Origin of the sequence: Kitasatospora sp. NPDC059160, assembly GCF_042755465.1 — a bacterium.
Lineage (GTDB): Bacteria > Actinomycetota > Actinomycetes > Streptomycetales > Streptomycetaceae > Kitasatospora.
Genome location: NZ_JBHZCN010000113.1, coordinates 1 through 12,945, shown reverse-complemented (window position 1 = coordinate 12,945; position 12,945 = coordinate 1). Strand labels below are relative to the sequence as shown.

7 protein-coding genes are annotated in these 12,945 nt (G+C 73.9%); all 7 read left to right on the top strand.

Features of this window, described 5'->3' with window-relative positions:
* Positions 1-178 precede the first annotated feature (178 nt).
* Positions 179-3,112, top strand: a complete 2,934-nt coding sequence (locus ACFXOZ_RS34735) for a putative bifunctional diguanylate cyclase/phosphodiesterase (RefSeq protein ID WP_380593889.1) — start codon at positions 179-181, stop codon at positions 3,110-3,112.
* Between the two features lie 329 nt (positions 3,113-3,441).
* Positions 3,442-5,289 (top strand): acetolactate synthase large subunit, encoded by a 1,848-nt coding sequence (locus ACFXOZ_RS34730; RefSeq protein ID WP_380593879.1) that lies wholly within the window; start codon positions 3,442-3,444, stop codon positions 5,287-5,289.
* A gap of 35 nt (positions 5,290-5,324) precedes the next feature.
* The gene (gene ilvN / locus ACFXOZ_RS34725) at positions 5,325-5,849 is read left to right on the top strand and encodes an acetolactate synthase small subunit (protein WP_097236150.1); all 525 of its coding nucleotides are present in this window, start codon (positions 5,325-5,327) and stop codon (positions 5,847-5,849) included.
* 105 nt (positions 5,850-5,954) lie between these two features.
* Positions 5,955-6,953 carry a ketol-acid reductoisomerase gene (ilvC, locus tag ACFXOZ_RS34720; RefSeq protein ID WP_375891552.1) on the top strand — a complete coding sequence of 333 codons (999 nt, stop codon included), beginning with the start codon at positions 5,955-5,957 and terminating at the stop codon, positions 6,951-6,953.
* Between the two features lie 233 nt (positions 6,954-7,186).
* Positions 7,187-8,773 carry a phosphoglycerate dehydrogenase gene (serA, locus tag ACFXOZ_RS34715; protein WP_375891560.1) on the top strand — a complete coding sequence of 529 codons (1,587 nt, stop codon included), beginning with the start codon at positions 7,187-7,189 and terminating at the stop codon, positions 8,771-8,773.
* A 290-nt stretch (positions 8,774-9,063) separates the two neighbouring features.
* Complete coding sequence (locus ACFXOZ_RS34710) at positions 9,064-9,225, top strand: hypothetical protein (RefSeq protein ID WP_380532377.1); 162 nt, start codon at positions 9,064-9,066, stop codon at positions 9,223-9,225.
* Between the two features lie 260 nt (positions 9,226-9,485).
* A complete protein-coding gene (locus ACFXOZ_RS34705; RefSeq protein ID WP_380532375.1) occupies positions 9,486-12,836 on the top strand; it encodes a S8 family serine peptidase in 3,351 nt (1,116 codons plus the stop codon).
* The last annotated feature ends 109 nt before the right edge of the window (positions 12,837-12,945 follow it).

The following is a 12,945-nucleotide window of genomic DNA, read 5'->3' as shown; positions in this document are numbered from 1 at the left end:
GCGTACGGTCGAGAGGTGCGCGGCCGGTGGTCCGTGGCCGGGGCGCCAGGCCCCGGGCCGGAGGGGGAGAGGCCGAGTGAGCTCCACCGATACGGTGCTGCCCGGATCCGGACGACCGGGCGTGCCGCCCGCCGACACGTCCGCGCCCGAGCCGCCGGGGCCGGTCGGACGCGGTCCGCTGGGCCGGCTCCGGGAGAGCCGCTCGCTGCCCGGCCTGGTCCTCGGCGTGCTCTGCCTGGCCTATGCGCTGGGCGCCGCCACCAGCTGGGGATCCCACCAACTCGCCGCCTTCATGGGTGATTTCGGGCTCGCCGCGGCGGCCCTCGCGGCCGCGCTGTCCTGCCTGGTGTACGGCTGCACGGTCGCCGGCCACGCCCGCCCGGCCTGGCTGCTGTTCGGCCTCTCCTCGCTCATGGTGGCCTTCGGCAACGGCACCTGGGGCTGGTACGAGGTGGTCGTGCGCACCGCGCTGCCGCAGAACTCGCTCGCCCCGTACGCCTTCCTGCTGTTCGCCCCGCTCGCCATCACCGGCGTGCTGGTGCTCGCCCAGCACCCGCGGACGGCGGCCGGCTGGCTGTGCCTGCTGCTCGACGGCTGGCTGATCGCCGGCTCGCTGTTCACCCTCAGCTGGAGCCTGGCGCTCGGCCGGATCGCGGCCGGCGAGGACGGCTCCCCGCTGCGGCTGGCCCTCAACCTGGCCTACCCGGTGCTGGACATCCTGCTGGTCAGCCTGGTGGTGGGACTGCGCTTCGGCGGCCGGGACGGCAACCGGGCGGCGGTGCACACCGCGATGATCGCGCTCGCCGTCACGGTCATCTGCGACGCCCTGTTCACCTCCCCGGAGCTGCACAGCAACTACCATTCCGGCGAACTGCTGGACGCCGGCTGGTTCTCCGGCAGCCTGCTGCTCGCGTGGGCGCCGTGGTCCTCGCGCTGGCGCCGCCCGCTGCGCGAGCACCCCTCGGCCGGCGGCCTGCCGCGCCGACGGGTGGCCACCACCTTCAGTGCGCTCACGCCCTACGCGGCGGCCGCGGTGTGCACCGCCGGAATCCTCTACAACGCCCTCGGCGGACGGCAGTTGGACCGCGTGGTGGCTGCGGCCGCGTGCACCGTCGGGCTGGCACTGATCCTCAGGCAAGGCGTCATGCTGCTCGACAACCTCTCGCTGGCCCAGGAACTCGCCCACAAGGAGTCGCACTTCCGCTCCCTGGTGCAGGGGTCCAGCGACGTCATCATGATCGCCGGGGCCAACGGCGTGCTCTCGTACGTCTCCCCGGCGGCGCTCGGCGTCTACGGGCGGGACCCGGAGGAACTGGTCGGCGGCAACCTGCTGGACCTGGTCCACCCCGAGGACGTGGACCGGGTGCTCGCCGAGGTCCGCCGCTACCTCGCGCGGGTGCGGCTGGCCGCCCACCGCACCCCGGGCACGGTCGAGCCCTCGGCCCGGGTGGAGTGCCGGATCAGCTCCGGGATCGGGGAGTGGCTGCACGTCGAGTCGACCGTCAGCCGGCACCGCGACGGGCTGCTGCTGAACAGCCGGGACGTCACCGAACGCGTCATGCTCCAGGCTCAGTTGCAGCACAACGCCTTCCACGACCCGCTCACCGACCTGCCCAACCGGGCGTTGTTCGCCCAGCGGCTGCGCGGCGCCCTCGGCACCCGCGGCCAGCAGGGCGGGACGGGCGCCGGCATCGCGGTGCTCTTCCTCGACCTGGACGGCTTCAAGGCGGTCAACGACACCGCCGGCCACCAGGTCGGGGACGAGCTGCTGGTGCAGGCGGCCCGCCGGCTGCAGGGCGCCGTCCGCTGCGGGGACACCGTGGCCCGGTTCGGCGGCGACGAGTTCGCCGCGCTGGTCTGCGGCCCGCTCGGCCGGCTCCAGGTCCAGGAACTGGCCGAGCGGCTGCGGGTCGCGCTCTCCGAGCCGTACTGGATCGGCGGGGTCGAACTCGGCGTCGCCGCCAGCATCGGCATCGCCTTCGGCACCCCCGAACGCGGCCCGGCCGCCGACCCGAGGGCCGCCGCCGACGAGCTGATGCGCAACGCCGACCTGGCGATGTACCGGGCCAAGTCCGAGGGCAAGGGCCGGGTGGTGCTCTACGCCCCCGCGATGCGGGCCGACCTGGAGCGCCGCTCCGAGCTGGAGGAACGGCTGCGGGTGGCCGTCCGGGAGGGCGGCTTCACCCTGCTCCACCAGCCCGTGGTGGACCTGACCAGCGGCGCGGTGACCGCCGTCGAGGCCCAGGCCCGCTGGCGTTCGGCGGGCGGGCTGCTGCTCACCCCGGCCGAGTTCATGCGCTCGGCCGAGCACGGCGACGCGGCCACCCGGTTCTCCCGCTGGCTGGTGCACGAGGCGGTGGCGGCCGCGGCCGACCGCCGCGACCCGGCCGGCCGGCGCCCCGGCGCCCCGGCGCCCGTCCCGGTGGCCGTCCGGCTCTCGATCGAGCGGCTCTGCTCGCCCGGCCTGTACGAGACGGTGGCCGCGGCGCTGCGCGACAGCGGGCTGCCGGCCGGCGAGCTGGTGATCGAGGTGGCCCGGATGGGCCCGGACCCGCTCGCGGACGAGCTCGGCCGCCGGCTGGCCGCGCTGCGCAGACTCGGCGTCTCCACCTGGCTGGCCGGCTACGGCGCGGGCAGCGGCTCGCTGGGGGCGCTCGCCCGACTGCCGCTGGACGGGCTCAAGCTGGACCGCACGCTGGTCCAGGACCTGGGCGAGTCCGGGCTCAGCCGCACCCTGGCCGGGCACGCCCTGCGGCTCGGCCGGGACCTCGGGATGGCCACCGCCGCCGAGGGGGTGGACCTGCCCCGGCAGGTCGCCGCCCTCCAGGAGCTGGGCTGCCGGTTCGGCCAGGGCTCGGCCTTCGCCCCGCCGCTGGACGAGACCCGGCTGCGCCGGGCGCTGGCCCGCCGCGGCTACCCGCTGCCCAAGCCGCTCGGCACGCTCTCCGCCCGCCGCGGCTACCTGGCCGCGGACACCCGGACGAGTGGCCGCCCGGACGCCCAGGGGGGCCGTGCCGTACCCCACCACGGGGCCCCCGACCTGCCCGAACACCGGGCCGTGACCGGTCCGGGAGCCGGTCCGCATGGCGAGACGGTCATCCCACCTGCTTGACACGCCACCCCGGACGGGAGGAAGGTCGTTGCCATGCGCACCCGAATTCTCGTACTTGGCGGGCGCGTCGGCTGAGTGGGCTCGCAAGCCCCGCTCGTGACAGACCGACGCGCCACCCCTCGCATGCCCTTGGGCACGAGGGGTTTTTTGTTGCACTGACGCTGTTCCAACCGCAAGACCCCTGGCCCCGACCGCCCCGAGACGTCCGACTCGTCGGAATCGGCGGGACGATTGAGGCAGAGCCGGCGATCGGCCCGGACCGGGACCCCACCCTCGCAGCACCGGGGCCCGCAGCACCGGGCCGGCAAAACCCGAGAAGAGACAGGCAGATGACCGAGCACGCCGCATCCCCCCGCCGCGGGGACACCCCGGCCGCCCAGGCTCCCCAGCACGTCGCCGAGACCATGACCGGCGCCCAGTCGCTCATCCGCTCGCTCGAGGCCGTGGGTGCCGACACCGTCTTCGGCATCCCGGGCGGGGCCATCCTCCCCGCGTACGACCCGCTGATGGACTCGGTCAAGGTGCGCCACATCCTGGTCCGGCACGAGCAGGGCGCCGGTCACGCCGCCACCGGGTACGCCCAGGCCACCGGCCGGGTCGGGGTCTGCATGGCCACCTCCGGCCCCGGTGCCACCAACCTGGTCACCCCGATCGCCGACGCGTACATGGACTCCGTGCCGATCGTCGCGATCACCGGCCAGGTCGCCTCCAAGGCGATCGGCACCGACGCCTTCCAGGAGGCGGACATCTGCGGCATCACGATGCCGATCACCAAGCACAACTACCTGGTCACCGACCCGGCCGAGATCCCCCAGGTGATCGCCGAGGCCTTCCACATCGCCGCCACCGGCCGCCCCGGCCCGGTCCTGGTCGACATCGCCAAGGACGCCCTCCAGGCCACCACCACCTTCCGCTGGCCGGTCGAGACCGCGCTGCCCGGCTACCGCCCGGTCACCAAGCCGCACGCCAAGCAGATCCGCGAGGCCGCGAAGCTGCTGGTCGGCAGCAAGCGCCCGGTGCTCTACGTCGGCGGCGGCGTGCTCAAGGCGAACGCCACCGCCGAGCTGCGGATCCTCGCCGAGCTGACCGGCGCCCCGGTCGTCACCACCCTGATGGCCCTCGGCGCCTTCCCGGACAGCCACCCCCAGCACCTGGGCATGCCCGGCATGCACGGCTCCGTCCCGGCCGTCACCGCGCTGCAGAAGTCGGACCTGCTGTTCACCCTCGGCGCCCGCTTCGACGACCGGGTCACCGGCAAGCTGGACAGCTTCGCCCCGTACGCCAAGATCGTGCACGCGGACATCGACCCGGCCGAGATCGGCAAGAACCGCCCGGCGGACGTGCCGATCGTCGGCGACGCCCGCGAGGTGCTGGCCGACCTGATCGTCGCCGTCCAGGCCGAGTTCGACGCCGGCCACAAGGGCGACTACGCCGAGTGGTGGGAGAAGCTCGACGCGTGGAAGAAGACCTACCCGCTGGGCTTCGAGCCGGCCCCGGACGGCCAGCTCTCCCCGCAGCAGGTCATCGAGCGGATCGGCCAACTGGTCGGCCCGGAGGCGATCTACGCGGCGGGCGTCGGCCAGCACCAGATGTGGAGCTCGCAGTACATCCGCTTCGAGAAGCCCGGCACCTGGCTCAACTCCGGCGGCGCCGGCACCATGGGCTACGCCGTCCCGGCGGCGATGGGCGCCAAGGCGGGCCGCCCGGAGTCCGCGGTCTGGGCCATCGACGGCGACGGCTGCTTTCAGATGACCAACCAGGAGCTGGTCACCTGCGCCCTGAACGACATCCCGATCAAGGTCGCGGTCATCAACAACGGCTCGCTGGGCATGGTCCGGCAGTGGCAGACGCTGTTCTACAACCAGCGCTACTCCAACACCGTGCTGCACTCCGGCCCGGAGCACGACGGCATCGCGCCGCCGGCCCAGGGCACCCGGATCCCGGACTTCGTCCTGCTGTCCGAGGCGATGGGCTGCGTCGGCCTGCGCTGCGAGCGCCCCGAGGACCTGGACGCGGTCATCCGGCAGGCGATGGAGATCAACGACCGCCCGGTGGTCATCGACTTCATCGTCCACCAGGACGCGATGGTGTGGCCGATGGTCGCGGCCGGCACCAGCAACGACGAGATCCAGTTCGCCAAGGGCGTCCGGCCCGACTTCGGCGACGACCTCGACTGACGGCCCCTGACACCCCGGAACGACTGAGGAACCACATGTCCAAGCACACCCTCTCCGTCCTGGTCGAGAACAAGCCCGGCGTGCTCGCCCGCATCGCCGCGCTGTTCTCCCGTCGGGGCTTCAACATCGACTCCCTCGCCGTCGGCCCGACCGAGCACCCGGACGTGTCCCGGATGACGATCGTGGTCAACGTCGAGGACCTCCCGCTGGAACAGGTCACCAAGCAGCTCAACAAGCTCGTGAACGTGATAAAGATCGTCGAACTCGACCAGGCCGCTGCGATCCAGCGGGAACTGGTCCTGGTGAAGGTCCGCGCCGACAACGAGACCCGGTCGCAGATCGTCGAGATCGTCCAGCTGTTCCGTGCCAAGACCGTCGACGTGTCGCCGGAAGCGGTGACCATCGAGGCCACCGGCAGCTCGGACAAGCTGGAGGCCATGCTCCGGATGCTGGAGCCTTACGGCATCAAGGAGTTGGTCCAGTCCGGCCTGGTCGCCATCGGCCGCGGCGCGCGTTCCATCACGGACCGCTCGCTGCGCGCCCTCGACCGCAGCGCCTGACCCCAGCGCTGTCTCACCTTCTGAAGTAAACGACCGCACCGCGCCGGGTGCGCATACGGTAGGAAACCGCGTACCCGGCACCAACACGCAAGGAGATGTGCCCCCGTGGCCGAGCTGTTCTACGAAGACGACGCCGACCTGTCCATCATCCAGGGCCGCAAGGTCGCGGTCATCGGCTACGGCAGCCAGGGCCACGCCCACGCGCTGTCCCTGCGCGACTCCGGCGCCGACGTCCGGGTCGGCCTTAAGCCGGAGTCCAAGTCCCGCGCCAAGGCCGAGGAGGCCGGCCTGCGCGTGGTCACCCCCGCCGAGGCCGCGGCCGAGGCCGACGTCATCATGATCCTGGTGCCGGACCCGATCCAGGCCGACGTCTACGAGGCCGACATCGCGCCGCACCTGAAGGCGGGCGACGCCCTGTTCTTCGGGCACGGCCTGAACATCCGCTTCGGCTTCATCAAGCCCCCGGCGGACGTCGACGTCTGCATGGTCGCCCCGAAGGGCCCGGGCCACCTGGTCCGCCGCCAGTACGAGGAGGGCCGCGGCGTCCCCGCGATCGTCGCGGTCGAGCAGGACGCCTCGGGCAAGGCCTTCGACCTCGCGCTGTCCTACGCCAAGGGCCTGGGCGCCACCAAGGCCGGCGTCATCAAGACCACCTTCACCGAGGAGACCGAGACCGACCTGTTCGGTGAGCAGGCCGTCCTCTGCGGTGGCACCGCCGCCCTGGTGAAGGCCGGGTTCGAGACCCTGGTCGAGGCCGGCTACCAGCCGGAGATCGCCTACTTCGAGTGCCTGCACGAGCTCAAGCTGATCGTCGACCTGATGTACGAGGGCGGCCTGGAGAAGATGCGCTGGTCGGTCTCCGAGACCGCCGAGTGGGGCGACTACGTCACCGGCCCGCGCATCATCACCGCCGACACCAAGGCCGAGATGAAGAAGGTCCTGGCCGAGATCCAGGACGGCACCTTCGCCAAGACCTGGATCGCCGAGTACAAGGCGGGTCTGCCCAAGTACAACGAGTACAAGAAGGCCGACGAGGACCACCTGCTGGAGACCACCGGCAAGAAGCTGCGCTCGCTGATGAGCTGGGTCAACGAGAAGGCCTGAGCCTTTTCGTCCCGTATTTTGTAACTTCCTTGTACAAGTAGGCTGCTCTCGTCCGGGTGATTTCGCCGGACGGGAGCAGCCTGGTACCCAGCCCGTCGATACACTCCCGAGTGCGCGTCAGGCCCACAGCGTCGTGCGTCTACCTACGCGGCCATGCCACCTTCCCCGCCCTCACACGCCACCTACGTGCGCCGGGGAACCGGACAGTTAAGGACAACACTGTCGTGAGCACTGTGACCTCCAAGAGCGCCGTCGTACTGATCGCCGAAGAGCTGTCGCCCGCCACCGTCGACGCCCTCGGCCCCGACTTCGAGATCCGCCACTGCAACGGCGCCGACCGCACCGAGCTGCTCACCGCGATCGCCGACGTGGACGCGATCCTGATCCGCTCCGCCACCAAGGTCGACGCCGAGGCGCTGGCCGTCGCCCGCAAGCTCAAGGTGGTCGCCCGGGCCGGCGTCGGCCTGGACAACGTGGACGTGGCCGCCGCCACCAAGGCCGGCGTGATGGTCGTGAACGCGCCGACCTCCAACATCGTCACCGCCGCCGAGCTCGCCTGCGGCCTGCTGATCTCCGTCGCCCGCAACATCGCCCCGGCCAACGCGGCGCTCAAGCAGGGCGAGTGGAAGCGCAACAAGTACACCGGCGTCGAGCTGAGCGAGAAGACCCTCGGCGTGGTCGGCCTCGGCCGGATCGGTGTCCTGGTCGCCCAGCGGATGTCCGCGTTCGGGATGAAGATCGTCGCGTACGACCCCTACATCCAGGCCGCCCGGGCCGCCCAGATGGGCGTCAAGCTGGTCTCGCTGGAGGAGCTGCTGGAGGTCTCGGACTTCATCACCGTCCACCTCCCCAAGACCCCCGAGACGATCGGCCTGATCGGCGACGAGGCGCTGCACAAGGTCAAGCCGAGCGTGCGCATCGTCAACGCCGCCCGCGGCGGCATCGTGGACGAGGAGGCGCTCGCCGCCGCCCTGCGCGAGGGCCGGGTGGCCGGCGCGGGCCTGGACGTCTACGCCAAGGAGCCGTGCACCGACTCCCCGCTGTTCGCCTTCGACAACGTGGTCGCCACCCCGCACCTGGGCGCCTCCACCGACGAGGCACAGGAGAAGGCCGGCATCGCGGTCGCCAGGTCGGTGCGCCTGGCGCTGGCCGGCGAGCTGGTACCGGACGCCGTCAACGTCCAGGGCGGCGTGATCGCCGAGGACGTGCGCCCGGGCCTGCCGCTGGCCGAGAAGCTCGGCCGGATCTTCACCGCGCTGGCCGGCGAGGTGGCCGTCCGGCTGGACGTCGAGGTCCGCGGCGAGATCACCCAGCACGACGTGAAGGTGCTCGAACTGTCCGCGCTCAAGGGCGTGTTCGAGGACGTCGTGGCGGAGACGGTGTCCTACGTCAACGCCCCGCTGTTCGCCCAGGAGCGCGGCGTCGAGGTCCGCCTGACCACCTCCAGCGAGAGCGCCGAGCACCGCAACGTGATCACCGTGCGCGGCACGCTCGGCAACGGCGAGGAGATCGCCATCTCCGGCACGCTGGCCGGCCCCAAGCAGGCCCAGAAGATCGTCGGCGTGGACACCTTCGACGTCGACGTGGCGCTCACCGACCACATGGCCTTCTTCAAGTACGAGGACCGCCCCGGCGTGGTCGGCGTGCTCGGCCGCCACCTCGGTGACGCGGGCATCAACATCGCGGGCATGCAGGTCGCCCGGGACGGCGGCAGCGCGCTCGCCTCGATCACCGTGGACAGCGAGATCCCGCAGGACGTGCTGACGGCGATCGCCGCCGAGATCGGCGCCCGCTTCGCGCGCTCGGTCGACCTGGGCTGACCCCCGTACCGGTCTGACCAGGGCCCGGACCGCCGTTCCATCGGCGGTCCGGGCCCTGGTGCGTTCACCCGGGTGACAGCCGTCTCAGATACTAGGAAATCCAAGTATTCGTGCAGACACGGCCGGGGCGGGGTCGTACCGTGGAAGGGCCATACGGTGTGCCGCCCCTGTAGCCAGGGTGTGCGGCCCGTGTGCGCGTGCGCCCCCACGGGCAGGCGACCCCTGCCCCCGCGCGTACCTCTCCCACCCCCTGCCGCGCTTGCCCGCGCGCCGCTTCCAAGGAGCCCGGTATGCCCACCACCGCCGACCGCCACGCCACCCCCGCCCCCGCCGCCACCCCCGTCCGCGCCCCGCGCCGACGCCGGGCCAGCGAGCGGAACCCCTTCGCCGCCGCCGCGCTGCAGCGTTCGCTGGACCGCCGGGACAACGGCGGCGCCACCGGGCACAGCTGAGCGCGGCCGCGGCCGGCCGGTGCCGCCGGTCGGTGCCACCGACCGGACCGCCGATCGGCGTTGATCGGCCTACTGGGCCGACCGGGCTGACGCCGCGTCACTCCATCGGGTGCGAACCGGACCCGTTCGAGGGAAGGCGCTCGCGCCCGTCATCGCGATCATCCTAATTTGGGGCCCCCGGAAGGGTGATCGACGTCCGCGTGGGCGGGCGTCTGCGACACGGCGTGCGGATCAGTCCCCCTCCCGGGGGAGAGCCACCAGTGCGTCTGCCACCCGTCCGCCGACCGGTCGCCCGGATCGGCCTCACCCTGGTCCTGCTGGCCGCCGGAGCGGCGCTCGCCGCCACCCCGGCCGCGGGCGGACCGCCCAGCGCCGGACCACCCAGCGCAGGACCACCGGGCCGGACGGCCTCCGTCCTGCTCGAACTCGACACCGAGGCGGCCGGACCGGCCTGGCGCAGCGCCGCCGACGGCGCCCGGCGGGCCCGGCGCTCGCCGGACGCCGTCCGCCGGGAGGCCGCCCGGGCGGGCGCCGCCCAGCGCTCCCGGGCCGGGGACGCGCTCGACCGGCTGGCCGGGGCCGTCCACCGGTCGGCGCCCGCCGCCCGCGAGCTCTACCGCACCCGCACCCTGCTCACCGGCCTGGCGGTCAGCCTCCCCGCCGACCGGCTGCCCGCCCTGCGGGCGCTGCCCGGCGTCCGGGCCGTCCACCCGATCGTGAACAAGCAGCGCGACAACGCCTACTCCGTCCCGCTGACCGGAGCCCCCCAGGTCTGGTCGGGCGACACCGCGCCGGACGGGAACACCGGCCGGGGCGTACGGATCGGCATCATCGACAGCGGCATCGACTACACCCACGCCGACTTCGGCGGCCCCGGCACCGAGGAGGCCTTCCGCTCCGTCGAGCGCGGCAAGCCCGCCCCGGCCGCGCTGTTCCCCAACGCCAAGGTGGTCGGCGGCAAGGACCTGGTCGGCGACGACTACAACCCCGACCCGGCCGCCCCCAACCACCAGCCGGTGCCGCACCCCAGCGACAACCCGCTGGACTGCGTGCGCAACGGGCACGGCACCCACGTCGCCGGGACGGCCGCCGGGTACGGCGTCACCGCCGACGGCCACCCGTACGCCGGCCCGTACCGGCCCGGGCTCGACCCGGCCTCGTTCCGGATCGGCCCCGGCGCCGCCCCCGGCGCGCAGCTCTACGCGATCCGGGTGTTCGGCTGCGACGGCTCCACCGACCGGCTCGCCCAGGCCCTCGACGTGGCCGCCGACCCGAACGGCGACGGCGACCTCGGCGACCGGCTCGACGTGGTCAACCTGTCGCTCGGCAGCCGCTTCGGCAGCCCCGACGACGCCGACGCGCTGGCCGTCGACCGGCTCGCCGAACTGGGCACCGTGGTGGTCGCGGCGGCCGGCAACGAGGGCGACGTGTACGGCATCGGCGGCAGCCCCGGCACGGCCGTGCGGGCGGTCACCGTCGCCGCCTCCGTGCACGGGCACGCCGACGTGGACGGCATCACCGTGCTCGCCCCCACCGCGCAGGCCGGGGTCGTCCCCGGCCACTGGAGCGAGCGCTACCAGGGCTGGAGCACCACCGAGGTGACCGGCGGGCTCGCCGTGCCCGCCGACCAGGCGGACGGCTGCACCGAGTTCAGCGCGGCCGACCAGCAGCGCCTCAAGGGCCGGATCGCGGTGCTCACCTGGAACACCCGCGACCCCGACCGGGCCTGCAACTCCGGCCCGCGGGCCGACCACGCCGCCGACGCCGGGGCGATCGGCGCGCTCTACGCCGCGGACAGCGACCACCTGGCCGAGATCTCCGGCAACGACCGGATCCCGGCCGTCCTGCTCGGCCGCGCGGACGGCGAACGGCTGGTGAAGGCCGCCGCCGACGGCGACGTCCGGGTCCGGCTCGCCGCGCCCGGCAATCCGCTGCACGGCTCCGTCGCGCGGAACCAGCCGGCCCGGGTCGACACCCTCACCGACTTCACCTCCCGGGGCATCGGCCTGCCCGGCGTGGTCAAGCCCGACCTCGCCGCCCCCGGGGAGACCATCTGGTCCGCCCTGGTCGGCAGCGGCACCGGCGGCCAGCGCGAGAACGGCACCTCGATGGCCACCCCGCACGTCGCCGGACTGGCCGCGCTGGTCCGCGCCGCCCACCCGGACTGGCCGGTCGAGCAGGTCAAGGCCGCCCTGATGAACACCAGCACGGACACCTACCTGGGCGACGACCGCAGCGGGCCGGTCTACGGCCCCGAGCGCACCGGCGCCGGGCGGGCCCGGGTCGACGGAGCGGTCCGCACCCCGGTGGTGGCCTACGCGGCGGGGGAGGGCGCGGCGCCGGGCGGCGTCGGGGTCTCCTACGGGCCGGTCGAGGTCGGCGGGCCGACCGCCCTGGTCCGCGAGATCGAGCTGGCCAACCACGCCTCCGCGCCGCTGAGTTACCGCACCGGCTACGCGGCCGCCACCGAACTGCCGGGCGCCGCCTTCGAGGTGAGCCCGGCGCGGGTGGAGGTGCCGGCCGGCGGCACCGCGCGGGTGCGGGTCACGCTGTCCGTCCCGGGGCGGCTGGGGCGCACGCCCGATCCGACCATCGACACCGAGCAGGGCGGCCGGGCCCGCAGCTACCGGGGCGAGCTGTCCGGCCGCGTGCTGCTCAGCCCGGTCACCGACGGGGCCCTGCCGCAGCTGCGGGTCCCGGTGTTCGCCGCCCCGCGCCCCACCGGCGACCTCGGCGTCACCGCCTCCGCCCGGACCCCCCGGGACGGCACCCTGGTCACCCTCGGCGGCAGCGCCGCGCCGGGCGCGGCACCCGGACTGGTCAGCGCCTTCGCCCTCGGCGGCGAGGGCGCCCGCTGGCCGGACTGCCGACCCGGCGACGGCAAGGCCGTCGGCCCCGGCGCGGGCGTCCGGCCCGAGGACGCCGGGGAGTCGGCCGAGCCGCCCCAGGAACTCTGCGTCGAACACCCCGGCGACCGGGTCGCGGACCTGCGGGCCGTCGGCGCGGCCGCCGACTCCGACCTGCTGTACGTGGGAGCCCGGCTGTGGGCCCCCGCGGCCACCCCGGTCGGGCTGTACGGGGTGCGGGTGTCGCTGGACACCGACGGGGACGGCGTCACCGACGTGATCCTCAAGGCCGACCGGCTGCGCGGCAGCGACGTCCTGGTCTCCCGGGCCCTGGACGCCCGCACCGGCGCCGAACTCGACGTCCAGCCGCTGAACGCCCGCTGGGGCGACACCGACACCGAGCTGCTGGACAGCGACGTGGTGGTGCTCCCGGTCCGGCTGGGCGCCCTGCCCGGCGTCGGGCCCGGCCACAGCACCGTCCGGTACGGGGTCTGGACCGGCGTGGCCGCCTCCGGCACGCCCGACCCGGCCGACTCCTTCTCCTCGATCGGCCTGCGCGGCACCCGTCCGACCGTCCCGCTGGACGTCCTGCACCCGGCCCTCACCGTGCGGTCCGGCCTCGCCGGTCCGGTCGCGATGGTCACCCCGGCGGGCCCCGGCACCTTCCTCGACGTGCACCGCGCGCCCGGCGACGGCTCCCGGCTCCTGCTGCTCTACCACCTCAACCCGGCGGACCGCCGGGCCCAGGTGCTCGACCTGCCGTGACCTGACGTCAGGGCCCGAGGGGCGGCCCGCCCGAACCCCCCGCGGGCCGCCCCACCCCCCAGTCCCCCCCAGGGGTCGGGCGCAAAATACCCGGCGGCCAAGAGGCGGT